The following is a 26,024-nucleotide window of genomic DNA, read 5'->3' on the forward strand; positions in this document are numbered from 1 at the left end:
GTGTGTTATCAGCTGGAATATCCAATAAATCTAAGAAATCAATATTATAGTTACCCATATTATCAATGGCAGTCATTTTAATTAGGTTTTCATCATTCCAATAGTTCCAAGCATTAACGACATCTGTTTCTAGAAGTCCTAGTGTATTTGCGATAACTGAAGATGTTGCGCCTATTTCTCCGGAAGCACAATATTTTAAACCAAGAAGATAAACTTTAACGAATTCTCCCCTGGCTCTAGGCATGAACTTATCTATAAAAATATTACTCACAGGAGTATATTTGAAATTTTCATTCTTAAACATGAAAGTACTCATAAAATCACTACCTCTCTTTTTTTATTATAAAACTATAATTTTTAATTATACTTAATACCAAAGTTTATAAAAATTATATTATTCAAACTATAGTATACCATATAGCTGAAAATAGAAATGAAAAATATAATTTAAAAATGTATATTATTACTAAGATAGGACATATTAAGTAAGTACCATAGGAGGTATAGAGTGAATATTTTAAAACAGAACAAAAGAAGTATAAGTGTAATAATGATAACACTTATAGTTACAGCTAATATTTTGTATTTTAACGTTTATAGGGTTAGTGGTTATAAAGTATCAATTGGAGGTAATATCATAACTTTTGTAAAAAGTAAGAAGGAGTTTACTAGGATATATAATGAATTACAAAGTGAAGTCAAATCTAAATACAACAATGTAGTTATAAAAGAAAATTTTACATTAGATAATGCTCAGGTAGCTGATTACGATATGTTTCTGAGTGGAGATAACCTTAAGGCGGTAATGTTAAAAAAATTCGACATATTTGTCGGCGTATTTTTAATGAAGTCTGATGATAAAAAAGTGGCATACGTGGAAAGTGAAAAGGTAGGAAAAGAAATTTTAAATTCTGTAAAAGTCTACTATTCTAAGAAGACTATGATGGATAATGTTAAAAATATAGATATAGAAAATAAAATCAGTTACGAGCATAGTGTGATTAAATTAGGTGACTTATATAAAAATCATGAAATTATAAGTGATTTAATAGAATATAACGATAAAGCTAAAAGACCAATTATAACTGTAAAAGTAGCAGGAAGTATAACAAAAAAGCAAAAAATATACTCGGCTACGATTATGAAATCTTCGAATAAACTAAAAGAGGGGGTTAATAAGGTCAAAACGGAGGGAGTTGACGGTGTAAAAAAAGTTACTACTGAGATAGTAGTCCTCAATAATAATATTGTTTCTCGAAAATTACTAAAGGAAGAAATTATAACTAAAGTGCAGAACAGAGAAATATTAGTAGGAAATTACAAACCAATAATCCTTACGAATGCTAATATAATAAGTCCATCAAGAGGAAGTATAAGTTCGAATTTTGGTATGCGTTGGGGTAAAATGCACCAAGGGGTTGATATAGCTGCGAATATGGGTACGACAATAAATGCCGCATTAGATGGTACAGTCACTTTTGCTGGATGGCAGGAGGGATATGGTAATATAATACAACTATCCCATAGCGGCGGTATACAAACTACATACGCACATTGTAGTTTTATAGATGTTAAGAAAGGTGAAACTATAAAACAGGGCGAAAAAATAGGGGAAGTAGGAAGTACTGGAAATAGTACAGGACCTCATCTGCATTTTGAAGTAAGAAAAAATGGTGAGCCTCAAAATCCGGAAAAATACGTAAGGCAAAATAAATAGATGAATAAAATTTATATAAAAGTAAAAAATACTTTATAAAGGAGTGATTTTATGCCATATAAAGAAATGAAAACACCTGCAAAGGAAAAAGACAACAAACCTAAAAAACCAGAGATTATTGAGGAATCTGATATGAAGAAAGAAAAACGTAAATCGGAAGTAAGAGTAGATGAGCAATAAAAGAAGTCTCTAATAATGTTTAAAAAATTGTGGTAACAGCATTTCAACGTTGTTATCATTATTTCATTTAATACCATAAAAATAAAAAACTAGAAAATTAAATAAAAGAAAATTTAAAAGGTATATGAGTATTTGTATATGTACAAAATAATATCTAAAAGGAGGCCCGACTTTTGAGACATATTAGTGGAAAAGAATTAGTTAATGTAGAACATGATAAAGTTACATGTGGATTAGATAAGTATGTTAAAACGGAAGGCGTAGTCAGTAGGCTTGTAAATATACCCACAATAGTTACTAGGATTAATGAGAATAGAAATATAATACAACGAGAAATTGAACCTTATGCATATGAGGTCATTGATCAAAATAACGGGTTTATAGATTAGTTTTTCTAAAGGGTGTAGAAAGCATATAACTAAAGTATGATTCGTGAGTTTTTGTTACACGTTTTATTTTAGTGCGTGCACTTAAAATTCAATTGTTTTCTTTTGGCATAAATTTTTTGCAAGATAACCCCGTGGACTGCTTTACTAGTATAGAGGGGAAATTTAAAGATTTAAAGCCAAAAAATTTACAACCTTTAGGGAACGAAACATTCCAAGTAATATAATAATACTTACATTTAGTACAATTTATTTTTTCATTAACCATAAAAACTCCTTTAAAATAAAAACTATAATATAATAATAGCATGTTTTGAGGTATAAAAAAGTAGATATAGTTTAGTTTAAACTTATATCTACTTTTTTATAAAAAATTAACCACCAAGAGTTACATCTTGGTCATTGTACCAATTTAAAGCCTTTGATAAGTGCTCTGGTTTAAAATCAGGCCAAAAGTCGTCTATAATATAAAAGTCGGAATATATGGATTGCAACGGCAGAAAACCACTAAGACGTCTTCTTCCACCCCAACGAACAATCAAATCTACTCTAGAAATATCGCTAGTTTTTATGCAGTTAAAGATATTACTTCTTTTGCTGCTTTTATTTTTGTCAAGATTACTTAAATCCCATTCCCATCCATAATTTACAAGAAAATTTAGTTTTATACCACCCTTGCCAAAGGTTCTACGGGAAGTGTATTCTAGTAATTCTTTAGGAAACATAGGGGATTTACTATTCCCTACTACTAATAGCTCTGCGTCCTGTGTACTTAAGAGCTTTACTGCATCTACACAAGCTTTTACAAAGGCTTCTCTTTGCAAGGGTGGTCTTTTTGTATTGTCAGTAGTAAACCCATAATAAGTTATTTCCTTTACGCCAATATCTTTACAAATCTTATACAAAGACAAACCAGGATCTAGTCCAAAGGAATATCCTTTATCTTTTGATAGTCCATTATCCACAGACCATCGTCTATTTCCATCTGGAATTATTCCAATATGATTTGGAACTCTCATATTATCACCCTTTACTTGTTAAATTTTACAACTTATAAATAATAGTATATCCATTATTGTAATATTAATCCGAGTTTTTTATAAAATGTTATTGAATTTTTTTCTGTATCCACACTTTCTGCATAGCTCTTCAACTGCTTCTCTCTTAGAAAAGCCATTATATATGTCATTAGCTCTTTTACTGTTAACTATATCAGAAAAATTAGCATTATGAATATTACCTAGGTTAATTATTCCCTCTCCATCAAGGCAGCAAGGCACTACTGTTCCATCTACTAATATGGCTACTTGATTTCTAAGGCCATAACAAAAGCTAGGGTTATTGTCTTCTTCTACTTTTAAATCTGGCCACTTAAATTCATGATCTTGATTTAAGTATACCTTATTACAGATTTTAATACCACGACCTGGGTGTATTTCTTCTTCAATTTTATATGAGAGTTTGAAGGCATGTTCAATTACAGAAAGTAAATCTTTGTTTTTTACATTTTTGTGATTTGTGCTATTATTCACATCTAGATTCCATAATCTTAGAGAAAATAAAGTATCGGTTGTATTTATAGCTTCTTTTACAAAGGAAATAATATTATTAACATATTCGTTTTTATCAGAAACACATTCATTGCCATCAAAACTGTGCAAGGAAAAGTTAATTTGTCTTAGTGACGGTTTAAGCATTATTTTGTCATGAACTTTGTTTATAAGTGTTCCATTGGTGGTTATATTAACTTTAAAACCTTTTTCATAACTTAAATCCAAGAAGTCATCTAATTTTGGATGCAGAAACGGCTCTCCTTTAACATGAAAATATATATAGTCGGTATGAGGTTTTATTTGGTCTAATATTTTTCTAAAGGTCTCTATACTCATGAATTCAGGGCACCTAAGCGTCTTTGGACAAAAACTACATGAAAGATTACAGACGTTTGTAATTTCTATGTAAAACTTTTTAAATTTTTTCATTTTGTATACTCCAATCATAAGTAATCTTAATTTATTTCATACATATAGATTGTAGCATATAAAAAATACGATAACATATTTTTTAAGACTTAGTGCGCCCTAAATGTATAAATTAATAATAATTTTTAATTTAAATATGAACATTAGGGTTTTGCCATCCTTTTGAGTGGATCTAAAGTTTATAAATAAAAGAACCTAGTGATATCAGCGGTGGCTAATAGTATTTTTATTAAACAACGACCACTAATATTATAGGTTCTTAGATATGGGGACACATAATTATTTAATTAAGCATCCAGATAGTATAATTTAAAACACCAGCAAAGGATACCCAAGCTATATAAGGAATCATAAGATAAGCTGCAGTTTTATCTATTCTATAAAACTCAAAAGTAGTTAGAAGAATGAAAACTAATAATACAAGCAATTCTAAAAAGGCGATTGCGTATAGTCTGTATCTGAAAAATATAATAGACCAAAGAAAGTTTAGAAACAACTGAATACCATATAAAAGTAGTGCTTTGCGCACTTCCTCACCTGACTTACCTTTCATCCAAATTCTATATGCAGATACAGCCATTAAAGTGAATAGAATTGTCCATACTACTGGAAAAATCCATCCAGGAGGTGAAAAAGATGGTTTGTTAAAGTTTTCATATGCGCTAGGTGAATTCATACTTAAAAAACCACTTAATAAACCTACACCCTGTGCTAATAAAATGCTAATAATAAGAGCTATAATGTTTTTTTTGCCGTTTACCTTAATAATATTAAACATAAAAGATCTTCCTTTCTATAATTATTTCTGATAAGGAGAATTAAATAAATAAAAAGACTTCTATATAGGTATATCTATATAGAAGTCTTTTTATGCCTATAAGTGAGTTGAGTAATCGGAGAAAAACATATGTTGTTTCTATTTTTCCTTTTAATGCTATACATCAAACCACCCTCTACGTTTAAACCATAAAAACATCTCTATTGCTATAATAGCCATAATTAATAAAATTATAAAGTAACCATACTTAAAGGTAAGTTCAGGCATATAACTAAAATTCATACCATAAACTCCGACTATAAATGTTAGCGGTATAAAGATACTTGATATAACAGTTAAAACCATCATATGTCTATTCATACGAGTTGAATTTACGGATAAATAATTATCACGCATATCAGATGTCATTTCTCTATTAGAATCTACCATAGAAGAAAGCTTAACTAAGTGATCATGAATATCAGAAAAATAAAATTTATGTTCATGAAAACCTATAAGGTGTTCAGAGTTTAATATTATATATAGTAAGTCGCGCATAGAATTTACTAGTCTACGGAGCTTTAATAAATCACTTCTCATATCAAAAATTTCATCCATTAGGGTGCGAATGGTCTTTCTTTTAATGTTATTTTCAATTTCATCTAATTTATTTTCAATTTTATTAATAACCGGAAAGAAGCTATCAACAATTTCATCCAATATTTGATGTGCAATATATGAAGGTCCTTTATTCAAATTTTGATTGTCAGTTTTTGATAATTCAAAGACTTTATCTAGCTCATTTGAGTTGGTACTATGATAAGACACGATATACTTCGTGCCTACGAAAAGAGAGATTTCTACAGGATCTAAAGTATTTTTAGTTAGGGCATTGAGTATAAAAAAATTATAATTATCGTAATAATCGAGTTTGGGGCTATTTAATGAAAGAACACAATCTTCTATAGCCAAACTATGAAAGTGAAAATATGTATTTAACAAGGATGTTTCTTGTTCACTAGGATTATTAAAATCCATCCAGTACCATAGGATATTTTCCTTTAATAAATCGTATATTGGTAAATCATGTATTACATTTAAATTCTTTGTTATAGCTATGATACGAATCAATTAAACTCATCCTTTCTAAAGTTAATTATATTTTTATAATAAGTTTATTATAATACAAATATTACTTGTGACAATACAAATATTAAATTAATAGATATTTTCCTATCATATTATAAATACTTAGAGGGTATGGAAATATAAAATACTTTTATCTTGACATACAATATAGAAATATATATACTTTGATTATCAAAGTATTTTAAAAATCAAAGTAAAGGGAGAGGATAATTATGAAGTTACCTCCTTTAAAAATTGGAGAATTAATAGCAACCGTTCCTATAATACAAGGCGGAATGGGAGTAGGGGTGTCACTTTCATCGCTAGCAGCAGCGGTTGCTAATGAAGGCGGGATTGGAATAATATCTACTGCTCAAATTGGATATAGAGAAGAGGACTTTAGAACTAACACAAGGGAATCAAACAAAAGAGCATTAATAAATGAAATCAGGAGAGCTAGAAAGCTCAGTCCTAAAGGTGTTATTGGAATAAATATTATGGTAGCTATGAATAATTATGAGGAAATCACAAGGGTTGCTTTAGAAGAAGGAATAGACTTAATAATATCGGGTGCAGGTCTTCCGCTTGATTTGCCTAAAATAGCTAAAGGGTTTAAAGCAAAACTCGCACCTATAGTATCATCAGCAAAGGCAATTACGGTTATAGCTAAAATGTGGGATAAAAAAAACAGTTGTGCACCAGATTTAGTTATTGTTGAAGGTCCTAAAGCTGGAGGACATCTTGGTTTCTCTATGGAATCATTAGTAAAAAATACAACTCAGGATTTAAAGGAAATAGTAAAAGAAGTTATTTTAGCAATTAAACCCTTTGAAGAAAAATATAATAAAAAAATTCCTGTAATTGCTGCTGGAGGAATTTATACTGGAGAAGATATTGCTGAAATTATAAAACTGGGTGCGCAGGGGGTACAAATAGCTACTAGATTTGTGGCTACAGAGGAATGTGATGCTAGCTTAGCTTATAAAATGGCGTATATAAACTCAAAACAAGAGGATATAAAATTAGTTGGGAGTCCTGTAGGTATGCCAGGAAGAGCCATTAACAATAGATTCATGAAGATAGTCGAGGAACATGGTTGCAAGGTTGAGAAATGTTCACTATGCATAAAAAAATGCGATCCCACGAAGACCCCTTACTGCATTACAGAAGCATTGATACAGGCAGTAAAAGGTAACTTAGATAAGGGACTTATATTTGTTGGAACTAATGGTTATAAGGTGGATAAGATTATCTCTGTTAAAGAATTAATGAATGAATTGGTTACAGAGGCAGAACTTGTTTTTTAAATTTTGTAAAGTTATAAAAATACAAATCTTACAAAAAAAGTTTAATAAGTTTAATAAGTTTAATAAGTTTAATAAGTTTGACAAATGATTATTCCGAAGATATACTTTGATTATCAAAGTATATGTAATAAGTTATATGAAATGGGGATAATTATATGAGTAGGTCTGTTGGAGTCGTGAATGAGCTTCTAGTAGAGACATTTAATGATATATTGCAAATAGAGCATAGAGCACTTAAAGAAGGAGTACTTAATGATTTATCTATAACAGAAATTCATACTATAGATGCAATAGGAATGTACAAATATAGAACTATGACACGGGTGGCCCAAGACCTTAAAATTACTGTAGGCACTCTTACTACCGCTATTAATAAACTTTTTAAAAAAGGATATGTAGATAGAAAAAGAGGGGAAGAGGATAGAAGATCAGTAATGATTACCCTTACCAGAAAAGGGAAACTAGCTTACAGAATACATGAAAAATTTCATTATCATATGGTGCACGAAACTATAAATGGTCTTAATGATGAAGAAGAAGAGACCTTAATAAAATCTCTTGAAAAATTAAATGATTTTTTCAAAAAAACATATAAGCTAGAAAATCAATGAAAGGGGAGGTAATGTAATGAATGAAGTACAAATAATTGGTACAGGAAGTTATGCTCCTTTAAACATAATGACTAATCATCAATTAGCAGAAATTGTAGATACGTCTGATGAATGGATAATTTCTAGAACTGGTATAAAGCAGAGACATATATCACAAGGGGAAAACACTTCAGATTTAGCCACAAAAGCTGCATTAGCAGCATTAAGTGATGCTAAAATAAGGGCAGAAGATATAGATCTTATAATTGTCGCAAGTACGTCTCCAGATCAATTTGTTCCAGCTACGGCATGCATAGTTCAAGGGAAAATTGGTGCCGTAAATGCCATGGCCTTTGATATATCGGCAGCCTGTACTGGCTTTATATTTGCACTTAACATAGGAATGCAATTTATTAAAACGGGTCAATGCACTCGAGCCTTAATAATAGGTGCTGAGGTTTTATCAAAGATTGTTGATTGGACAGATAGAAATACCTGTACATTATTTGGAGATGGAGCAGGGGCTGCAATAATTGAAGTAGGTAGTAAAAAAGGAATTATTTCTATAAATTCAACTTCAGAGGGTGAAAAGGCTGAATACTTAACTTGCCCAACAGTAGATGTAAAAAACACTTTTACAAGAGGTGTTGAAAATTTTAAAGCAAAAATAAGCATGGATGGAAAAGAAATTTTTAAATTTGCGGTAAAAATTATTGAAAGCAGTATAGAAAGAATTTTAAAGGAAAATGATTATACACTTGACGATATTAAGTATGTAGTTTGTCATCAAGCAAATTTAAGAATAATAGATTTTGTAGTTAAAAGATTAAAAGCAGATAAAGAAAAATTTTACGTAAATTTAGATAGATACGGAAACACTTCAGCGGCAAGTATAGCTATAGCGCTAGACGAAATGAATAAAAACAACTTGCTTACAGCTGGTGATAAAATTATACTTGTAGGCTTTGGCGGTGGATTAACCTATGGGGCTGCACTAATAGAATGGACAATTTAAAATAAAATTTTAGGAGGAATTATAAATGATATTTGAAAAAGTTAAAAATGTAATAGTTGAACAATTAGGGATAGACGAGGTAGAAGTTACAATGGAGGCGAACTTCTCAGATGATTTAGGTGTAGATTCACTTGAAATATTTGAAATTGTAATGTCACTTGAAGAAGCTTTTGAGATTGAAATCCCAAATGAAGATATTGAAAACATTAAAGATGTAAAGGGAATTGTTAAGTATATAGAAGCAAAAATGAAATAATAGTAATTATGGGGTTAGATAATTAGAGAGCTGAAATACTGAGTATTTTTCTATAATTGTCTGACCCTAACTATATGGTTTAAGGAATCAAGGAGGGGTATAATGGTTAATTCCGTATTTTTTAAAGAACTAGGTGTGAAATATCCAATAATACAAGGTGGAATGGCTTGGGTTGCAGATAGTAGCTTAGCATCAGCAGTATCTAATGCAGGGGGCTTGGGTATTATAGCGGCAGCTAATGCACCAGTTGATTATATAAGAGATGAAATTAGAAAAGCAAAACAATTAACAGATAAACCCTTTGGTGTTAATATAATGCTTTTAAGTGATAATGCAGAAGAAATCGCACATCTTATATGTGAAGAAGGAGTTAAGGTAGTTACTACAGGTGCAGGAAATCCAGGAAAATACATGGAACTATGGAAATCACATGGAATAAAAGTCATACCAGTAGTTGCATCTGTAGCTTTAGCTAAGCGTATGGAAAGAGCTGGAGCAGATGCAGTTATTGCAGAAGGATGTGAGTCTGGAGGACATATTGGTGAGCTTACAACTATGACACTTGTTCCCCAAGTTGTTGATGGAGTAACTATTCCCGTAATTGCAGCAGGAGGTATCGGTGATGGACGTGGTCTTGCAGCAGCATTTATGCTTGGAGTACAGGGAGTTCAGGTAGGTACAAGGTTCTTAATAGCAAATGAATGTACAGTTCATGAAAATTACAAAAAGAAGATATTAGCTGCAAAGGATATAGATGCAGTGGTGACAGGGAGATCTACAGGGCACCCTGTTAGAGTTTTAAAGAACAAGTTATCAAGACAATTCTTAAAGCTTGAGAAAGAAAATGCTTCACTAGAGATTTTAGAAGCATTAGGAGCAGGATGTCTACCAAGAGCAGTAAAAGAAGGCGATGTAGACATGGGATCTGTTATGGCAGGACAAATTGCAGGTCTTATAAAGAAAGAACAAAGCTGTAGTGAAATTATACAAGAAATGTTTAAAGAGGCAGAGGAAACAATTAAAAGATTAAGTTAAAAGATAATATTATTATTTGACATATATAAGATTAAGTAATAAATAAGATAGGAGGAAAATTATGAGTAAAACTGCTTTTATTTTTCCGGGACAGGGCGCGCAATATATTGGTATGGGCAAGGAACTATTTCAAAACATAAAGGCTTGCAAGAATATATTTGACATAGCCGATAAAGAGCTTAACTTTGAGTTAAGTAAATTATGTTTTGAGGGTACAGAATCAGAACTAAATATCACAGAGAATACTCAACCGGCTATTTTAACCACAAGTATAGCAGCCCTTATGGCATTAAGAGAACATGGCATAAAGTGTGATGTAACAGCAGGACTTAGTCTTGGAGAGTATTCAGCACTTGTGTGTAGTGGAAGTTTGAGTTTTAAAGAGGCTGTAAAGCTCGTTAAAAAGCGTGGAAGGTTTATGCAGGAAGCAGTTCCTATGGGAATAGGAACTATGGCGGCTATTTTGGGCCTAGATGCTAATTTAGTTTACGAAGCTTGCACTGAGGCTAAAATTTCTGGAATTGCAGAAATAGCTAATTTAAACTGCCCGCGACAAATAGTAATTGCCGGGGAAATAGCAGCAGTTGAACACGCCTTAGAAATAGCTAAAGAGAAAGGCGCGAAAAGAGTGATACTTTTACCTGTAAGCGCACCTTTTCATACTTCTATGTTAAAACCAGCTGCAGAGAAATTAGAGATGGAACTCAAGAACATAAACATTGAAGATTTTACAATTCCATTAATGACAAATATCAATGGTGATTATGTGAAAAGTAAGGAAGATATAAAAGAGAATTTAAAACTTCAAGTTATGAGTACTGTCTTATGGGAAACTATTATAAGAAATATGATAAAAGATGGTGTTGATACCTTTGTTGAAATAGGACCAGGCAAGGTATTAAGTGGATTTGTTAAAAAAATAGATAGAAAGCTTACAGTTACAAATGTAGAGGATATGGCATCCTTAAATAAAGCGGTAGAGTTACTTAAGAAGTAGGGATAACTAAGCTGAAGTAATGTTTGAGGAACAAATGCACTATGATATATATAAAGGAGAGCAAATTAATGTTAAGTGGTAAAACAGCAGTAGTTACAGGAGCAAGTCGTGGTATTGGAAGGGCTATAGCTATAAAGTTAGCAAAACTTGGAGCAAATGTAGTCCTTAACTATCGAAACAGTGTAGGAGGGGTACAGGAAGTAGTAAAAGAAATAGAAGCGCTAGGAGCTAAGGCACTTGCGGTCCAATGTGATATAAGTAGCTATAGTGGTGTTGAGAATATGATAAAAAAATGCATTGAGCAATTTGGAAGTGTAGATATTTTGGTTAATAATGCGGGTATAACTAAAGATGGTCTTTTAATGAGAATGAAGGAAGATGACTTTGATAGCGTTATAAATACTAACCTTAAGGGTGCTTTTAATTGCACAAGGCATGTATCTGCAATAATGCTTAAGAAAAGGTCTGGAAGAATAATTAATATATCCTCAGTGTCTGGACTTACTGGAAATGCAGGCCAAGTAAACTACTCTGCTGCAAAGGCAGGTATAATAGGAATGACTAAAGCTGTGGCTAGAGAATTTGCAAGCCGCGGGATTACTTGTAATGCAGTAGCGCCAGGATATATTGGAACAGACATGACGGATGCACTGCCTGATAAGGTAAAGGATGCTATAATGGGTACTATTCCACTTAAGAGACTTGGATGTCCAGAAGATGTTGCAAATGTAGTAGCATTTTTAGCGTCGGAAGAATCCTCATACATAACAGGCCAAGTTATAAATGTAGATGGTGGAATGGTAATGTAATAAAAAAACAGTTAACTTACGATTTTAAGGAGGGTTAATTTTATGAAAAACAGAGTTGTTATAACAGGTATGGGAGCAGTTACTCCTATAGGAAATGATGTAAATAGCTTTTGGAATAATATAAAAGAAGGTACTTGTGGAATAGATGTTATTAAGGCTTTTGATATTACAAACTATAAATGCAAGCTAGGTGCAGAAATTAAAGATTTTGATGTAACAGTTGCATTAGATAAAAGAGAAGCTAGAAAAATGGATAAGTACTGTCAGTATGCAATGGTAGCAGCCGCCGAGGCTATTAAAAATTCAGGACTTGATTTAGAAGCTATAGATAGTGAAAGACTAGGAGTAATAGTTGGTTCAGGAATAGGCGGAATTGGTACTATAGAAAAAGAACAAAATAAGCTAATGGAAAAGGGACCCAATAGAGTGTCACCATTTTTAATACCTATGATAATAGGAAATATGGCAGCTGGAAACATTGCAATAAAGTATGGCGCTAAAGGTATGTGTACTAGTGTAGTTACGGCTTGCGCTACAGGAACAAATGCAATAGGAGATGCTTTTCACTTGATTCAAGATGGAAGAGCAGACATAATAATAGCTGGAGGAGCAGAAGGATCAATAACTCCACTAGCCTTAGCAGGGTTCGCATCTTTAACAGCTTTAAGTAAAAGTGAGGATCCACTAAGGGCATCTATCCCTTTTGACAAAGAGAGAAATGGATTTATTATGGGAGAGGGTGCAGGTATAGTTATACTTGAATCTTTAGAGCATGCAGAGAAAAGAAATGCAAATATATATGCAGAGATGAAGGGTTATGGATCAACTTGTGACGCCTATCATATAACTTCCCCAGCGCCTGATGGTGAGGGAGCTGCAAGAGCAATGACAATGGCGCTTAAAGATGGAGAAGTTAAGGCTGAAGAAGTTTCTTACATAAATGCACATGGAACAAGCACTCCATACAATGATAAGTTTGAAACAGCAGCTATAAAATCTGCGTTTGGAGAATATGCGTATAAGATACCTGTAAGTTCGACAAAGTCTATGACAGGACATCTTCTTGGAGCCACAGGAGCGATAGAAGCTATTGTTTGTGTAAAGGCATTAGAAGAAGGATTTGTTCCGGCAACTATAGGATATAAGGTGCCAGATGAAGAGTGTGATTTAGATTGTGTTCCAAACTTCGGGAGAAAAGAGAAGCTACAATATGCAATGTCAAATTCATTAGGGTTTGGTGGTCATAATGCTACCATATTATTCGAAAAATGGGATGGTAAATAATGATGGATTATAAAAATATTGAACAGTTGATTAAAACCGTTAGTGATTCAAAGCTTACGTCTTTTGAAATTGAGACAGAAGGTATTATAATAAAAATGGAGAAAAAAGAGAAACAAGTGGTAGTGGAAAAAATGACTAGTTATGAATCATCTGTAGATTCAATTACTGCGGATTCATCAAATAAAGAAAATGCAGCTATAAATGGAGCGCCATTAGAAAAGCAAGACGGCGATATGGCGAGTACAATAGAAAGTGCAGCAAAGGTAATGCTTGAGGAAAATTTAGTTATAGTTAAATCACCAATTGTTGGAACCATGTACACTTCTCCTAGCCCTGAATCACATAATTTTGTAAAAATTGGTTCGAAAATAAATAAGGGAGATACGCTTTGTATTTTAGAAGCTATGAAACTTATGAACGAAATTGAAAGTGAAGTAGATGGGGAAGTTGTAGAAGTGTTAGTTTTAAACGGGGATATGGTAGAGTATGGTCAGCCGTTATTTAAAATACTCAAAAAATAAAGGTGGAGACATTAATATGGAAAATATAAAAGGTACTACTTTGAATATAAAACAAATTCAAGAGATTATTCCTCATAGATATCCATTTCTATTCGTGGATAAGGTGGAGGAATTAGAGCCAGGTAAAAGAGCCGTAGGGTATAAAAATGTTACAATGAATGATTATTTTTTTCAGGGACATTTTCCAACGGAACCAGTAGTACCAGGAGTAATAATTATTGAGGCGCTTGCACAAGTTGGAGCGGTAGCACTTTTGAGCATGGATGATTATAAAGGTAAAATTGCTTACTTTGGTGGTATTAATAAAGCTAGATTTAGAAAAAAAGTTGTTCCAGGAGATGTATTAAAGCTTGAAGTAGAAATAATTAAAATGAAGGGACCTGTTGGAATTGGAAAGGCAGTAGCTTCAGTAAATGGAGAAAAGGCGGCAGAAGCTGAAATCACTTTTGCCGTAGGTATGTAATATTTTAGTTAATAATTTTAATTGCAGGGAAGGTAAATAGTATGTTTAAGAAGATATTAATTGCTAATAGAGGCGAGATAGCGGTAAGAATAATTCGGGCTTGTAATGAAATGGGCATTCAAACTGTGGCAGTATATTCTGAGATAGATAAAAATGCTCTTCACACTCAAATGGCGGATGAGGCTGTATGCATTGGACCTGCTAAATCTGCAGATAGTTATTTGAATATGCAAAATATCTTAAGTGCAACAGTGCTTACAGGTGCAGAGGCAATTCATCCTGGTTTTGGATTCTTATCTGAGAATAGTAAATTCGCACAGATGTGTGAGGAGTGTAATATTAAATTTATAGGACCTGATTCAAAAAATATGGATAATATGGGTAATAAGGTAAAGGCAAGAGAAATAATGATAAAAGCGGGAGTTCCCGTAGTTCCTGGTTCAGATGGAGCGGTTGCTTGTGAAGAAGAAGCTTTAATGTGGGCTGAAAAAATAGGATATCCTCTAATGATAAAAGCTTCAGCAGGTGGTGGAGGACGAGGTATAAGAATTGTTAGGAAACAAGAAGAATTATTACCAGCCTATAATACCGCTAAAACGGAGTCGAAAAATGCTTTCGGTGATGATACAATGTACATGGAGAAATTTATTGAAGAGCCGAGGCACATAGAGTTTCAAATACTTGCAGATGAGCATAAAAATGTTATTCATCTGGGTGAGAGGGATTGTTCTATCCAAAGACGTAATCAAAAGGTAATAGAGGAAGCACCAGGACCTTTAATGACAGAAGAACTTAGAAAACAGATGGGTGAAGTTGCAGTTAAAGCGGCTAGGTCTATTAATTATAAAAATGCTGGAACAATAGAGTTTTTACTAGATAAGTATGGAAAATATTATTTTATGGAGATGAATACTCGTATACAGGTTGAGCATCCAATAACAGAAATGATTACTGGGGTAGATTTAGTTAAAGCTCAGATAAATATTGCTTCGGGACAAGTGCTATCTTATAAACAAGAGGATATAAAAATTCAGGGGCATGCTATTGAATGTAGAATAAATGCAGAAAATCCTTCTAAAAATTTTATTCCTTGCCCAGGTGAAATAAAATCGCTTCATATTCCTGGAGGATACGGAGTAAGGATTGATAGTGCTGTTTATCAAGGGTATAAAATACCACCATCTTATGATTCTATGATAGGAAAGCTTATTGTTCATGGTAAAAGTAGAGAAGAAGCGATATGTAAAATGAGAAGGGCGTTAGGAGAGTTTATAATAGAGGGAATAGATACTAATATAGACTTTCAATTTAAAATAATAAATAATGAGAATTTTGTAAAAGGAAATTTTGATACTAGCTTTATCAGTAAAGAATTTAATAATGTTTAAAAAACTTACTAAATACATACTAGATTTATCACCTAAATGGTTTATACTATAAGTATATAATAAAGTAAAATATGCAGCAGACTATAAAATTTAAGTTGTATATAGGTAGTGTAGGTATGTTTTTAGAAAGGAGCAATTATATGTTTGAGTTTAACCGTATATTTAAAAAGAGTAAATATATTGAGGTCAAAAATTTAGAGGATGAATTTGGTGAGAAAAGGCCTAATATTCCGACCGGAATGTGGGTTAAATGTAAAACCTGTGGTGAAATTCTTTATAGTAAGGATTTAGAGAATAGCATAATGACCTGTGAAAATTGTAGGACCCATTTTAGAATTGGCTCTATAGATAGAATAAAGTACACTATAGATAGTGGTACTTTTATAGAATATGATAAGGATATTATCTCAGAAAATCCTATAAATTTTGAAGGTTATGAAGATAAACTCCAAAGCTTTCGCGACAAAACTTTATTAAATGAAGCTGTAACAACGGGAGAGGGAAAGATAAATGGGTACGACACAGTAATTGTAGTTATGGATAGCAATTTTATGATGGGTAGTATGGGGTCTGTTGTTGGAGAAAAAATTACAAGGGCAATTGAAAGAGCAACAGAAGCTAAAAAACCAATTATTATATTTACAGCCTCAGGGGGAGCTAGAATGCAAGAAGGGATATACTCTCTAATGCAAATGGCTAAAACTAGTGCTGCTATTGCTAGGCATAATAAAAATGGTTGTCTTTATATAACCGTTCTCACAGATCCAACTACCGGAGGAGTTACAGCAAGTTTTGCAATGCTTGGAGATATAATATTAGCTGAGCCAAATGCATTAATAGGTTTTGCGGGTAGAAGAGTTATTGAACAAACAATAAAGCAGCAATTACCTGATGATTTTCAAAGGGCTGAATTTTTGCTCCAAAAGGGCTTTATAGATAAAGTAGTGGATAGAAAGGCTATGAAGGATACTTTAACTGATATATTAAAAATTCATTCATAGCTAATAGAAAGAGCTAAAAGCAACGATAGGGAGTGAAATTTTATGGCAACTTTACCTTTTGAAAAGCATATGTATGAACTTAAAAACAAAATAGATGATTTGAAGAATTTAGCAATAGAACAAAATATAGATTTGGGAAAAGAAGTAAGGCAGCTGGAAGTTAAGCTTTATAATATGCAAAAGGAAGCCTATAAAAACTTAACTGCCTGGGATAAAGTAAGTATTGCAAGGCTTGTTGAGCGGCCGACTGCTCTTGGCTACATAAATCTAATTTTTGATGACTTTATGGAGCTTCATGGCGATAGATACTATGGCGATGATGCTGCTATTGTAGGTGGAATAGCTAAAATTAATGGCATATCTGTAACTGTTATAGCTCAGCAAAAGGGGAATAATATTAAGGAAAACATAAAGAGAAACTTTGGGATGCCAAATCCTGAAGGGTATAGAAAAGCTTTGAGACTTATGAAGCAGGCAGAAAAATTTCATAGACCCGTAATTTGCCTTGTAGATACTCCTGGAGCAAATTGTGGAATAGGGGCAGAAGAAAGAGGGCAAGGAGAAGCAATTGCTAGAAATCTTATGGAAATGTCAAATTTAAGAACGCCAATAATTTCAATAGTTATAGGGGAAGGCGGAAGCGGTGGAGCATTAGCTATGGCTGTAGCTGATGAGGTTTGGATGCTAGAGCATGCAATATATTCTATTTTGTCACCAGAAGGCTTTGCTACTATATTATTTAAAGATGCAAGCCGTGCAAAAGAAGCAGCTAATGAAATGAAAATAACAGCTCAGGATTTAATTGATTTTGGAATAATAGATAGAATTATAAAAGAACCTCTAGGGGGAGCACACACTAACGTAGATGAGATGGCAGTGAGTATTAAGCGTAATATAGAGGAGTCAATTAATAGATTAATAGGGGAGCCTGTAGAGTCGTTACTGACTAAGAGATACTATAAATTTAGAAAGATTGGAAAAATAGTAGAATAGCAAATATTCTTTATAATAACGATATTAAGAAAAGTATATATACTTTTCTTTTTTTTTGTATTGTAGTGTTTGAGTAAATCATACATAATAGAACAGTAGAATATAATACTTATAAGAATTGCAAAGGGGAATAAAATTATGGCTAAAACACTTAGTGATACAATTTTAGTAATAGACTCAGGATGCGATTTACCTTTAGAGTATATTGAACAAGATAATATAGCGGCATTAGGGTTAATATGTAATTTTAAAGGTGAAGCAATTCAGGATGATTTCGGGAAAAATTTTATACGTAAGGATTTTTATGATGCTTTAAGACAGGGGGAAATGCCTACTACATCACAAATAAATAGCGAAAAATATGTAGAGGTTTTTAGAAGATATGTAAGTGAGGGAAAATCTATCATATATATTGCGATGTCTTCTGCATTGTCAGGAACTATAAATAGTGCAAATATAGGTAGAGAAACTATACTTGAAGAATTTCCAGAGGCAGATATAAGTATAGTTGATAGTAAATGCGCAAGTCTTGGGCAAGGACTTTTAGTTTATTATGCTAATGAAATGTTAAAAGAAGGAAAATCAAAAGGAGAAATAGTTGCTTTTATTGAGGAAAATAAGCTTAAAATTAATCATTGGTTTACAGTTAATGATTTAAACCATTTAAAAAGAGGTGGGAGAATATCAAGTTCAGCCGCAACTGTTGGTACACTATTAAGTATAAAACCCGTTTTGTTTATGGACAATGAAGGTAGACTTACGACCTTTTCTAAATGTAGGGGAAGAAAAAAAGCAATAAGTACTTTGGTTGAAAAATTCAAGGAAAGAACAGACCCAAACAAGAAGCAAATTATAGGCATAGGTCATGGGGATTGTATTGAAGACGCATTAACGCTTGAGGCTCTTGTAAGAGAGCATGGCAATGTGAAGGATGTAATTTTAAATTACGTGGGTACAGCAATAGGATCACATACAGGACCGGAAATATTAGGTTTATATTTTATGGCTGAAGAAAGGTAATAAATAAGCAAAACAAATCGCAATTATAATTATAAAGTAAAAGGGAGATGCCACGTGACATCTCCCTTAAAATTATTATGTTTCTTTTCCTAATTTCTTGGATTCTTTAGATACGCCTATTTCATTGGCGGTTTCCATTTTCATGTTAGATAATTCTTTTTTTGTCTTTTGGCCGGCTTTCTTATTATCTTTACTGTTTTTATTGTTTTTATGTGACATTGTTTTCTCCTCCTTTTATTATTTATTAGTTAAAAACGATTATTAATCGTTATGGTCCCAAATAATAAATATTTTAATACTAACTATAACCAGTTTTGTGAATTGTATTCCGGCAGTAATTATTACAATGTGAATTTTAATGATATAATTAGTAAAATACAATAAAAATTAATATGGAAAAGTTTATACTTTGTTTATAGTTAGTTTATAAAAAGTAGAGAGATGTAAGTTAAAATGGAATTATGAAAGACTTTCATGTTTATAAACAAATTAAAGCAAAAGGGGATGTTATAAAGTGAAATTAAAGAAAAAAACAGCAACGATCATAAGTTTTGCGATAGGTACTATAATGTTTACAACCACAGCTATGGCACAAGTACTAACCAAAAGCGGATATGATCAGCTTAAAGATTCTGTGAAATATACAGCAGAAGACTGTGCCACTAAACTTTCAAGTTATACTTTGGATACATCAATAATTCTAAAGGATAATGCTACTGTTATTTATTCGAAAAATTCTATTAACAAAATGGATGCGAAAAACGGAGCTAGCGAAACAGTGTCAAATGAATTACGTGATACAGTTAAGACAGAAAGTTACAACTATTACGATAAGAAAGGTTCGTTATACAAAAACAATGAACAGAATGTTTATTATGAAACTGAATTTACGAGCCCTCATGAAAATAATGCCTTCGGTAACCCTTTTAAAGAAGAAGGAGCTTCAGACGTAGAAAAAATTGCAGATGCTCTTGTGGGAAATTTAAAAGACGCTGTTGTAGTTACTGAAAATACAAATGGAACTAAAACATTATCTGGTTCTTTAAGTGAGTCGCAAATACCAGCTGTCGTTGATGCAGTGGGATCTTATTATGCTAAGAGCCAATTTGGTAATAATTATAATAATCCTAATAATGATAGTACCATACCAAAAATAACAAAGGATGTATTTGTAAGTGAAGTTAAAGGAAATATGACAACAAATAAAGATGGATTCATTCAAAGCGTGCTTGGTAGTGGTGTGATTTCGGGTAAAGATGAAAGTGGCACTCAGCATAAATTAACTTTCGAGATGTTAGTAAAAATTAATAATGTTAACTCAACTAAGGTAAGTAGACCAGACCTTACTGGCAAGAAAGTAGAAAAAAGTGCAGAAAAAGATTATAGCAAATTATCTAATCTTGAAAAATATATAGGCAAATATAAAACAGATATAGTAATAGAGAAGGAAGGCAAATTTGTAAAAATAGGTGAAAAATTTGTAGATGTTACTGCAATAGATGATAAAGGTATTAGCGGAAGACATTATGAGGAATATGCAAAGGGTTATGAAGAATATGCAACCAACAAAACAGACTTCAAGTTTGATGGAGAATTTGAAAATGATCCATTTAATGCAAATTTTAAAGTAGAAGGATCTTCAAAAAACAGTCTGCAAGGGAATATATCTTTAAACATATTTTCAGCGAACATATACTTTAGCACAGGTGAAAACGGAAGAGGAATCAAGATGTCTGATGATCAGTACAGCAAGGTATTCAACTAATAACAAATAGGGCATATGAAAATAAATAACAAGTCAAATCTATCATTACCACAATGACTTGTTATTTATTTTAATGTAAATTGGGGGAACACAAATGGAGAAAGCTATTGAAATTAAAAACCTATCCAAGGTATATAAAAATGGAAGAGGTATAACAGATATTAATATTGATATACATAAAGGCGATATTTTTGGATTTTTAGGACCTAATGGTGCGGGTAAGACAACCGCTATGAAAATTATGACTGGACTTATAAAACCAGACAGTGGAGATGTTAAGATTTTAGGGCATAGTATACTTACAGAACATGAGGAGGCAATGAAAAAGGTAGGGTGCATTATAGAAACTTCAGAATCTTATCTTTATTTAACCGCCTATGAAAATTTAAAACAATTTTCAAGATATTATAAAAATGTTGATGCGCAGAGAATTCATGAAGTCTTAGAAATGACTGGACTATTAAAATACAAAGATGAAAAACCTAGAAAGTTTTCTCTTGGAATGAAACAAAGATTAGGAATTGCGGCTTCAATTTTATCAAGGCCTGAAGTAATTATTCTAGATGAGCCCTTAAATGGACTTGATGTTGAAGGAATGATATCTATGAGGAATATAATAAAAAACTTAGTAGAAAAAGAGAATGCTACATTTTTCATATCAAGCCATCTTATCCACGATGTTGAACTTACTTGCACCAATATAGGTGTATTATATAATGGACGGATGCTAAATGTAGATAATATGAAAAATATATTAAACAATTATGCAACATTAGAAAATTATTTTGTTAGCGAGGTAGAGAGGAATGGCAGAATTTAAAGCTTCATTAATAAATGAGATTGAAAAGTTATACAAAAGAAAAAAAGTATTAGTGGCAGTTATTATATCACTTATTTTCATAATACTCGGACAGTTATCTATGGTAGTTCTAAGAAATGGTTTTGGAATACGTGGAGTTTCCAGCATGGAATTCCCAATGCTAGTACTTGCCGTCGTGGTGAATACTATTTTGCCACTATTTACTGCTCTTGTTACCATAGAAAGCTTTTCTGGAGAGTTTTCACAAAATACTATGAAGATTGCTATTACAAGACCTATTTCAAGATTAAAGTTTTATGCATCTAAGTTAACAGCAATAATGTTATTTATTCTTGCAAACCTCTTATTTGTGATGATTTTTTCAATGCTTGCGGGTGTTCTTTTTAATTCCAATTCCTTTACGCTACAAAGTTTTACAAGAGTTGTAATTTCTTATGTAGTAACTTTAATGCCTATGGTAATATTATCAATAATTATTGCGTTTTTTACAAATATAATTAAAAGTGGAATAGGCGTATTTTTCCTATCAATCTTTATTTTTATTACATTTAAAGGACTTGGAATTGTTCTATCTAGGTATTCAGGTGTATTCATTACATCCATGATGAACTGGTATTCACTATTTATTATGGAAACTATTCCTGGCTTTCAAATATTTCTTAATTTTATGATGATGCTAAGTTATGGTATAATATTTTTCACAGCGGGATATTATTTATTTGATAAAAAGGAATTTTGATATAAATTATAATTAGGCAATTTATATTTGTGAGGTGGAAAAATGAATATAAAAAAACGATTAATACTCTCCAATACTATAACAATTGTAATTCCTTTTGCTATAACAATTGTTGCGGCTTTTCTATTTATTTTTATTTCTTCAAGAATATTTGATAAGGAGATAAGTTACAATAATTTTAAAAAATTCGTATCATTAAAATCAGAGTTGTCTGATACTAAGAGTGCCATATGGAAACAAAACTCTGATGATTTAGAAGAACCTAAGTTTCAACAATATTTATATCAAAAGCTGTTAAATATAAATGGAGATCTTATAATTATTAAAAATAACAATGTTATTTTTACATCCAAAGATGTAAATAAAATTGATATAGAAAAATGTTTGCTGGAGTCAAAGACTAAATATAAAAAAAAATTAATAATAATCGATAGTATAACTTATATGGTGGAGATAGCACCAATTAAATTTAAAGATGAAGTCCTAGGAAATGCCATACTACTTGCACCAATTACTCATTATTCTGGTAGTCTTGAAATATTTATTATATTCATCATTGTAGTATTTATTATGACATTTATAGTTGTTAACATATTTATGTCATACATGCTTTCAAAGAGAATAATAAAGCCACTATCACTTTTAAAAATAGCGGCCGGTGGTATTAGTAAGGGTGATTTGAGCCTTGAGATAATTGAAGGCGGGGACGAAGAAATTGTGGACTTATGTGCTGATTTTGAAAAGATGAGAGTACAACTTAAGGATTCCACTCGTTTGAAAGAAAAGTACGACGATAATAGGAGAATGTTAGTTTCTAGCATATCACATGACCTAAAAACACCGATAACCTCGATAAAAGGATATGTTAAAGGCATTTTAGATGGAGTGGCAAATACTCCTGAAAAGCAAGAAAGGTATCTAAAAACTATTTATTCAAAAACGGAACAAATGGATGTTATGATTGATGATTTACTCTTATATTCTAGGCTAGATTTAAGTAAGCTACCTTTCAACTTTGAAAAGACTGATATTGTAGATTATTTTAATTATTGTACCTCTGAAAGTTTACCAGAACTTGAGAAATCTAACATAAAAATTAGTCTTAAAAATGACTTAGAAACATCAAAATACGTAAAAATTGATAGAGAAAGATTCATGAGAGTTATACTGAATATAATTGATAATTCTCGTAAATATATGGATAAAGAGCAAGGCAAAATTACAATTATGCTTAGGGAAACTAATTCTAGTATTATTATTGAGATAAGAGATAATGGTTGTGGCATTGAAGATAATGATGCAAATAAGATTTTCGACAGATTTTATAGAGCAGATTCTGCAAGAAGTGAAGCCGATGGTAGTGGGCTTGGACTTGCAATAGCAAAACAAATTGTAGAAGGACATAAAGGCAAAATATGGGCTGTAGGGCACGAGGACAAGGGCATAAGCATTATGATATCATTTGGAAAAATATCGTAGGAATAGAGGGATGTTATGAAAAAGATTTTAATAGTCGAAGATGATTTAAGTATCGCAGAACTTGAAAAAGACTACTTAGAGCTTGAGGGCTTTGAGGTTAAAATATGTAATAATGGTGTAGATGGGTTAAATGCCTTAAAAACAAAGGCCTTTGACTTATTAATTCTTGATGTTATGCTCCCTAAAATAGATGGATATACTATTTTGCGAAGTTTGCAAGAAGAGAAAGATATTCCAGTGTTATTGGTATCTGCAAAAAAAGAAGATATTGATAAAATAAAAGGTCTCAGCCTTGGTGCAGATGACTATATTACAAAGCCTTTTAATCCTAGTGAGCTAGTGGCTAGAGTAAAGTCACATATAAGAAACTACGAAAGAATAAAGAATAAGTTTATCACTACAGTCAAAAATAACACGATAATAATAAGAGGATTAGAAATAAAGAAAGACTTCAGACAGGTATTTATAAATGGTGTTGAAGTAAATCTAACACAAAAGGAATTTGAAATTTTAATATATTTAGCTGAAAATCCTAATAGAGTATTTAGTAAAGATGAGTTATTTGAAAAAATATGGGGGTATGATGCACTCTCTGATACAGCTACTGTTACAGTACATATTGCAAGGGTTCGGGAGAAAATTGAATCATCTACATCTGAACCTCAATATATAGAAACTGTTTGGGGAAGTGGCTACAGGCTTAGGGTATAAATATACTTTAAGTCTTTATTTTTTTGGAAAATTATTTTGTAAAAGCATTTAAATCTATTGACTTACGAACAAATGTTCGCTACTATATGACTATAGTAATAACAATAAAAATACCTGTAAAGTATTTTAAAATATATAATTTGTATATTTTATAGCAGCTTAAATTTACAGTTAGACTGCTGTTTTAATGCACCACTTTAGTGGATTATTGGAGGGTAAATAGATGGAAAATAATAATTTATTGGTTAAGATTAATTACACACAAGAGGGTAATGATAGTTTACAAATAATATATGCTGCTAATTCAGAAAAAGTTAGTCATTCTTCTAAGTATTTAATTTGTGGAGGAAGATACAATAGAAATGGTGGAACTATAATGTTTAAGGCTAAAAATTTAGAAGAAGCGGCACTAATAGCTAACAATAATCTTGTAGCTAATGCAGGCTCTATTTAATATGGTGGCCTAAAAGGGGTTATTTAACAATTATATGAAATGAGTTAAGAGTTTGTAAGCCGCTGCGTTTTTTATCACAAAAGGATATTCTTGAATTCAAGAATATCCTTTTTTAATGTGTATTAAATATCGAACGCTATATTTTTAATTACGATACCAAGTTGATCCACAAGAGAAATAATTGTACCAACCTCTTGTGCATTGACACTGGGTCCTTTTTTTATAATTTTAACTTGCGGCCTTAAAGTATAGTTAGGAATTATATTTGTTATCACACAAATATCGCCAGTGCTAAGTTTTACTATGGTACCAGGAGGGTATGGAACAATTGCTTTAGAAAAGGCTTTGACCATTTCATAATCGAACTGAGTATCGCCTTTTGAAAGTATATATTCAACAGCATCATTAGGACTCATAGCTTTTCTGTAAGGCCTGTCCGAAGTAAGCGCATCATAAACATCTGCAATAGCAACCATTCTGGCAAATCTACTTATAGATTTATTTTTGATATTATATGGATACCCTTTTCCATCAAATCTTTCATGATGTTGAAGAGCCACAATTCTACTGGGAGCAGATATATCTAAACATCCTTTTAAATAATCATAGCCCTTTATACTATGTTCCTTTATAGTTTTACTCTCTTCATCATTTAAGGGTCCAGGTTTTAATAGTATATCTTTTGGAATAAGTGTTTTACCTATGTCGTGTATAAGAGCGCCCATACATAAAATATAAAGCTCCTTTTGATTTAGTTGCAATTGAATACCAAGTACTAGAGAAATTACAGCTACGTTTACACTGTGCTGGTAGGTATAATTATCCATGCTTTTAATATCTACAAGATTAATCATTACATTTTTTTTGCCAATAATTTCATCAATTATATTTTTAGCAATGTTTCCTATAGAGTCAAAATAAGCATGTTTTTCTAATGCGAATTTCTTATCGTTAAAATTTGTATTTTCAGAATATAAATTGTATTTTTCAAAGCTGTAAAAGGCGTCTTTAACAGCTTTTATTGCGTTTTGTCGTAACTCGGGTTTTATTACATCTTCTATTACAGTATCACTATATTCATCATTAATATATAATGAATAAATTTTTAAACTTTTAATTCGTGTCAAAAAAGCTTCTGTTAAAATAATGCCTTCTCTTAGTAAAATCCTTCCGTTGTTATCAAAAATAGTTTTAGCTAAACAATTTCCTGGTTTTGCAAATTCTAAT

29 protein-coding genes and 1 pseudogene are annotated in these 26,024 nt (G+C 31.7%); 23 read left to right on the plus strand and 7 right to left on the minus strand.

Annotated features, from left to right (window positions below; all coding sequences use genetic code 11):
* Window positions 1-316: pseudogene (locus ACJAX4_RS09395) on the minus strand (DNA replication protein DnaD); the annotation flags it as partial.
* 192 nt (window positions 317-508) lie between these two features.
* Between ACJAX4_RS09395 and ACJAX4_RS09400 the strand changes: the two are divergent.
* The 3 genes from ACJAX4_RS09400 to ACJAX4_RS09410 all read left to right on the plus strand — a co-directional run bounded on the left by ACJAX4_RS09400 (window position 509) and on the right by ACJAX4_RS09410 (window position 2,286).
* Window positions 509-1,717 carry a M23 family metallopeptidase gene (locus ACJAX4_RS09400; protein ID WP_435789201.1) on the plus strand — a complete coding sequence of 403 codons (1,209 nt, stop codon included), beginning with the start codon at window positions 509-511 and terminating at the stop codon, window positions 1,715-1,717.
* 51 nt (window positions 1,718-1,768) lie between these two features.
* Window positions 1,769-1,897, plus strand: coding sequence for a hypothetical protein (locus ACJAX4_RS09405; RefSeq protein WP_435789202.1), 129 nt, complete (start codon window positions 1,769-1,771; stop codon window positions 1,895-1,897).
* A 173-nt stretch (window positions 1,898-2,070) separates the two neighbouring features.
* Complete coding sequence (locus ACJAX4_RS09410; RefSeq protein WP_435789203.1) at window positions 2,071-2,286, plus strand: hypothetical protein; 216 nt, start codon at window positions 2,071-2,073, stop codon at window positions 2,284-2,286.
* 371 nt (window positions 2,287-2,657) lie between these two features.
* On the opposite strand, the gene ACJAX4_RS09415 is transcribed toward ACJAX4_RS09410, so the two are convergent.
* The 4 genes from ACJAX4_RS09415 to corA form a co-directional block, all read right to left on the minus strand.
* Window positions 2,658-3,302 carry an undecaprenyl diphosphate synthase family protein gene (locus ACJAX4_RS09415; protein ID WP_435789204.1) on the minus strand — a complete coding sequence of 215 codons (645 nt, stop codon included), beginning with the start codon at window positions 3,300-3,302 and terminating at the stop codon, window positions 2,658-2,660.
* A gap of 78 nt (window positions 3,303-3,380) precedes the next feature.
* A complete protein-coding gene (locus ACJAX4_RS09420; RefSeq protein ID WP_435789205.1) occupies window positions 3,381-4,265 on the minus strand; it encodes a radical SAM/SPASM domain-containing protein in 885 nt (294 codons plus the stop codon).
* Between the two features lie 283 nt (window positions 4,266-4,548).
* Entirely contained in the window at window positions 4,549-5,043 is a 495-nt protein-coding gene (locus ACJAX4_RS09425) for a TspO/MBR family protein (protein WP_435789206.1), read from the minus strand.
* A 156-nt stretch (window positions 5,044-5,199) separates the two neighbouring features.
* Window positions 5,200-6,153, minus strand: a complete 954-nt coding sequence (corA, locus tag ACJAX4_RS09430) for a magnesium/cobalt transporter CorA (protein ID WP_435789207.1) — start codon at window positions 6,151-6,153, stop codon at window positions 5,200-5,202.
* A gap of 230 nt (window positions 6,154-6,383) precedes the next feature.
* Here corA and ACJAX4_RS09435 point away from each other — a divergent pair, with 230 nt between their 5' ends.
* From ACJAX4_RS09435 to ACJAX4_RS09500, 14 genes are all read left to right on the plus strand, one after another.
* Window positions 6,384-7,457 carry an NAD(P)H-dependent flavin oxidoreductase gene (locus ACJAX4_RS09435; RefSeq protein ID WP_435789208.1) on the plus strand — a complete coding sequence of 358 codons (1,074 nt, stop codon included), beginning with the start codon at window positions 6,384-6,386 and terminating at the stop codon, window positions 7,455-7,457.
* A gap of 155 nt (window positions 7,458-7,612) precedes the next feature.
* Complete coding sequence (locus tag ACJAX4_RS09440) at window positions 7,613-8,068, plus strand: MarR family winged helix-turn-helix transcriptional regulator (protein WP_435789209.1); 456 nt, start codon at window positions 7,613-7,615, stop codon at window positions 8,066-8,068.
* Window positions 8,069-8,084: 16 nt separating this feature from the next.
* Window positions 8,085-9,062, plus strand: coding sequence for a beta-ketoacyl-ACP synthase III (locus tag ACJAX4_RS09445; RefSeq protein ID WP_435789210.1), 978 nt, complete (start codon window positions 8,085-8,087; stop codon window positions 9,060-9,062).
* Between the two features lie 25 nt (window positions 9,063-9,087).
* On the plus strand, window positions 9,088-9,318 hold the full coding sequence (gene acpP, locus ACJAX4_RS09450; RefSeq protein WP_431547351.1) for an acyl carrier protein: 231 nt from the start codon (window positions 9,088-9,090) through the stop codon (window positions 9,316-9,318).
* A 102-nt stretch (window positions 9,319-9,420) separates the two neighbouring features.
* Window positions 9,421-10,353 (plus strand): enoyl-[acyl-carrier-protein] reductase FabK, encoded by a 933-nt coding sequence (fabK, locus tag ACJAX4_RS09455; protein WP_435789211.1) that lies wholly within the window; start codon window positions 9,421-9,423, stop codon window positions 10,351-10,353.
* Window positions 10,354-10,414: 61 nt separating this feature from the next.
* Window positions 10,415-11,350 carry an ACP S-malonyltransferase gene (gene fabD / locus ACJAX4_RS09460; RefSeq protein ID WP_435789212.1) on the plus strand — a complete coding sequence of 312 codons (936 nt, stop codon included), beginning with the start codon at window positions 10,415-10,417 and terminating at the stop codon, window positions 11,348-11,350.
* A gap of 68 nt (window positions 11,351-11,418) precedes the next feature.
* Window positions 11,419-12,159 carry a 3-oxoacyl-[acyl-carrier-protein] reductase gene (gene fabG / locus ACJAX4_RS09465; RefSeq protein ID WP_435789213.1) on the plus strand — a complete coding sequence of 247 codons (741 nt, stop codon included), beginning with the start codon at window positions 11,419-11,421 and terminating at the stop codon, window positions 12,157-12,159.
* Between the two features lie 42 nt (window positions 12,160-12,201).
* Window positions 12,202-13,443: a beta-ketoacyl-ACP synthase II gene (gene fabF / locus ACJAX4_RS09470; protein WP_435789214.1), complete on the plus strand. Its 1,242-nt coding sequence runs from the start codon at window positions 12,202-12,204 to the stop codon at window positions 13,441-13,443.
* A gap of 2 nt (window positions 13,444-13,445) precedes the next feature.
* Entirely contained in the window at window positions 13,446-13,964 is a 519-nt protein-coding gene (accB, locus tag ACJAX4_RS09475) for an acetyl-CoA carboxylase biotin carboxyl carrier protein (protein ID WP_435789228.1), read from the plus strand.
* 16 nt (window positions 13,965-13,980) lie between these two features.
* Entirely contained in the window at window positions 13,981-14,427 is a 447-nt protein-coding gene (gene fabZ, locus ACJAX4_RS09480; protein ID WP_435789215.1) for a 3-hydroxyacyl-ACP dehydratase FabZ, read from the plus strand.
* A gap of 41 nt (window positions 14,428-14,468) precedes the next feature.
* Window positions 14,469-15,815, plus strand: coding sequence for an acetyl-CoA carboxylase biotin carboxylase subunit (locus tag ACJAX4_RS09485; RefSeq protein WP_435789216.1), 1,347 nt, complete (start codon window positions 14,469-14,471; stop codon window positions 15,813-15,815).
* 140 nt (window positions 15,816-15,955) lie between these two features.
* The gene (gene accD / locus ACJAX4_RS09490; RefSeq protein ID WP_435789217.1) at window positions 15,956-16,816 is read left to right on the plus strand and encodes an acetyl-CoA carboxylase, carboxyltransferase subunit beta; all 861 of its coding nucleotides are present in this window, start codon (window positions 15,956-15,958) and stop codon (window positions 16,814-16,816) included.
* Window positions 16,817-16,858: 42 nt separating this feature from the next.
* A complete protein-coding gene (locus ACJAX4_RS09495; protein WP_435789218.1) occupies window positions 16,859-17,809 on the plus strand; it encodes an acetyl-CoA carboxylase carboxyltransferase subunit alpha in 951 nt (316 codons plus the stop codon).
* Window positions 17,810-17,947: 138 nt separating this feature from the next.
* Window positions 17,948-18,829 carry a DegV family protein gene (locus ACJAX4_RS09500; RefSeq protein WP_435789219.1) on the plus strand — a complete coding sequence of 294 codons (882 nt, stop codon included), beginning with the start codon at window positions 17,948-17,950 and terminating at the stop codon, window positions 18,827-18,829.
* A gap of 75 nt (window positions 18,830-18,904) precedes the next feature.
* Here ACJAX4_RS09500 and ACJAX4_RS09505 read toward each other — a convergent pair whose 3' ends face one another.
* On the minus strand, window positions 18,905-19,048 hold the full coding sequence (locus ACJAX4_RS09505; protein WP_435789220.1) for a small, acid-soluble spore protein, alpha/beta type: 144 nt from the start codon (window positions 19,046-19,048) through the stop codon (window positions 18,905-18,907).
* Between the two features lie 295 nt (window positions 19,049-19,343).
* Here ACJAX4_RS09505 and ACJAX4_RS09510 point away from each other — a divergent pair, with 295 nt between their 5' ends.
* The 6 genes from ACJAX4_RS09510 to ACJAX4_RS09535 all read left to right on the plus strand — a co-directional run bounded on the left by ACJAX4_RS09510 (window position 19,344) and on the right by ACJAX4_RS09535 (window position 24,797).
* On the plus strand, window positions 19,344-20,594 hold the full coding sequence (locus ACJAX4_RS09510; RefSeq protein ID WP_435789221.1) for a hypothetical protein: 1,251 nt from the start codon (window positions 19,344-19,346) through the stop codon (window positions 20,592-20,594).
* A gap of 94 nt (window positions 20,595-20,688) precedes the next feature.
* Window positions 20,689-21,414 (plus strand): ABC transporter ATP-binding protein, encoded by a 726-nt coding sequence (locus tag ACJAX4_RS09515; RefSeq protein WP_435789222.1) that lies wholly within the window; start codon window positions 20,689-20,691, stop codon window positions 21,412-21,414.
* Window positions 21,401-22,153 (plus strand): ABC transporter permease, encoded by a 753-nt coding sequence (locus tag ACJAX4_RS09520; protein WP_435789223.1) that lies wholly within the window; start codon window positions 21,401-21,403, stop codon window positions 22,151-22,153. The genes ACJAX4_RS09515 and ACJAX4_RS09520 overlap by 14 nt, the downstream gene beginning before the upstream one ends.
* Window positions 22,154-22,195: 42 nt before the next feature.
* A complete protein-coding gene (locus ACJAX4_RS09525; protein WP_435789224.1) occupies window positions 22,196-23,632 on the plus strand; it encodes a sensor histidine kinase in 1,437 nt (478 codons plus the stop codon).
* Between the two features lie 15 nt (window positions 23,633-23,647).
* On the plus strand, window positions 23,648-24,343 hold the full coding sequence (locus ACJAX4_RS09530; RefSeq protein WP_435789225.1) for a response regulator transcription factor: 696 nt from the start codon (window positions 23,648-23,650) through the stop codon (window positions 24,341-24,343).
* 223 nt (window positions 24,344-24,566) lie between these two features.
* Window positions 24,567-24,797 (plus strand): hypothetical protein, encoded by a 231-nt coding sequence (locus tag ACJAX4_RS09535; protein WP_435789226.1) that lies wholly within the window; start codon window positions 24,567-24,569, stop codon window positions 24,795-24,797.
* 122 nt (window positions 24,798-24,919) lie between these two features.
* Here ACJAX4_RS09535 and ACJAX4_RS09540 read toward each other — a convergent pair.
* Window positions 24,920-26,024, minus strand: a 1,105-nt coding sequence (locus ACJAX4_RS09540; RefSeq protein ID WP_435789227.1) for an HD-GYP domain-containing protein, incomplete at its 5' end; no start/stop codon positions are given.

The organism is Clostridium sp. (assembly GCF_051278035.1).
GTDB lineage: Bacteria > Bacillota > Clostridia > Clostridiales > Clostridiaceae > Clostridium_AD.

Excerpts from the sequence above, each read along its gene's own strand:
- ACJAX4_RS09405 (WP_435789202.1), top strand. The coding sequence starts at position 1,769 with ATGCCATATAAAGAAATGAAAACACCTGCAAAGGAAAAAGACAACAAA.
- ACJAX4_RS09415 (WP_435789204.1), bottom strand. The coding sequence starts at position 3,302 with ATGAGAGTTCCAAATCATATTGGAATAATTCCAGATGGAAATAGACGA.
- ACJAX4_RS09420 (WP_435789205.1), bottom strand. The coding sequence starts at position 4,265 with ATGAAAAAATTTAAAAAGTTTTACATAGAAATTACAAACGTCTGTAAT.
- ACJAX4_RS09425 (WP_435789206.1), bottom strand. The coding sequence starts at position 5,043 with ATGTTTAATATTATTAAGGTAAACGGCAAAAAAAACATTATAGCTCTT.
- ACJAX4_RS09435 (WP_435789208.1), top strand. The coding sequence starts at position 6,384 with ATGAAGTTACCTCCTTTAAAAATTGGAGAATTAATAGCAACCGTTCCT.
- ACJAX4_RS09440 (WP_435789209.1), top strand. The coding sequence starts at position 7,613 with ATGAGTAGGTCTGTTGGAGTCGTGAATGAGCTTCTAGTAGAGACATTT.
- ACJAX4_RS09445 (WP_435789210.1), top strand. The coding sequence starts at position 8,085 with ATGAATGAAGTACAAATAATTGGTACAGGAAGTTATGCTCCTTTAAAC.
- acpP (WP_431547351.1), top strand. The coding sequence starts at position 9,088 with ATGATATTTGAAAAAGTTAAAAATGTAATAGTTGAACAATTAGGGATA.
- fabK (WP_435789211.1), top strand. The coding sequence starts at position 9,421 with ATGGTTAATTCCGTATTTTTTAAAGAACTAGGTGTGAAATATCCAATA.
- fabD (WP_435789212.1), top strand. The coding sequence starts at position 10,415 with ATGAGTAAAACTGCTTTTATTTTTCCGGGACAGGGCGCGCAATATATT.
- fabG (WP_435789213.1), top strand. The coding sequence starts at position 11,419 with ATGTTAAGTGGTAAAACAGCAGTAGTTACAGGAGCAAGTCGTGGTATT.
- fabF (WP_435789214.1), top strand. The coding sequence starts at position 12,202 with ATGAAAAACAGAGTTGTTATAACAGGTATGGGAGCAGTTACTCCTATA.
- accB (WP_435789228.1), top strand. The coding sequence starts at position 13,446 with ATGGATTATAAAAATATTGAACAGTTGATTAAAACCGTTAGTGATTCA.
- fabZ (WP_435789215.1), top strand. The coding sequence starts at position 13,981 with ATGGAAAATATAAAAGGTACTACTTTGAATATAAAACAAATTCAAGAG.
- ACJAX4_RS09485 (WP_435789216.1), top strand. The coding sequence starts at position 14,469 with ATGTTTAAGAAGATATTAATTGCTAATAGAGGCGAGATAGCGGTAAGA.
- accD (WP_435789217.1), top strand. The coding sequence starts at position 15,956 with ATGTTTGAGTTTAACCGTATATTTAAAAAGAGTAAATATATTGAGGTC.
- ACJAX4_RS09495 (WP_435789218.1), top strand. The coding sequence starts at position 16,859 with ATGGCAACTTTACCTTTTGAAAAGCATATGTATGAACTTAAAAACAAA.
- ACJAX4_RS09500 (WP_435789219.1), top strand. The coding sequence starts at position 17,948 with ATGGCTAAAACACTTAGTGATACAATTTTAGTAATAGACTCAGGATGC.
- ACJAX4_RS09505 (WP_435789220.1), bottom strand. The coding sequence starts at position 19,048 with ATGTCACATAAAAACAATAAAAACAGTAAAGATAATAAGAAAGCCGGC.
- ACJAX4_RS09515 (WP_435789222.1), top strand. The coding sequence starts at position 20,689 with ATGGAGAAAGCTATTGAAATTAAAAACCTATCCAAGGTATATAAAAAT.
- ACJAX4_RS09520 (WP_435789223.1), top strand. The coding sequence starts at position 21,401 with ATGGCAGAATTTAAAGCTTCATTAATAAATGAGATTGAAAAGTTATAC.
- ACJAX4_RS09525 (WP_435789224.1), top strand. The coding sequence starts at position 22,196 with ATGAATATAAAAAAACGATTAATACTCTCCAATACTATAACAATTGTA.
- ACJAX4_RS09530 (WP_435789225.1), top strand. The coding sequence starts at position 23,648 with ATGAAAAAGATTTTAATAGTCGAAGATGATTTAAGTATCGCAGAACTT.
- ACJAX4_RS09535 (WP_435789226.1), top strand. The coding sequence starts at position 24,567 with ATGGAAAATAATAATTTATTGGTTAAGATTAATTACACACAAGAGGGT.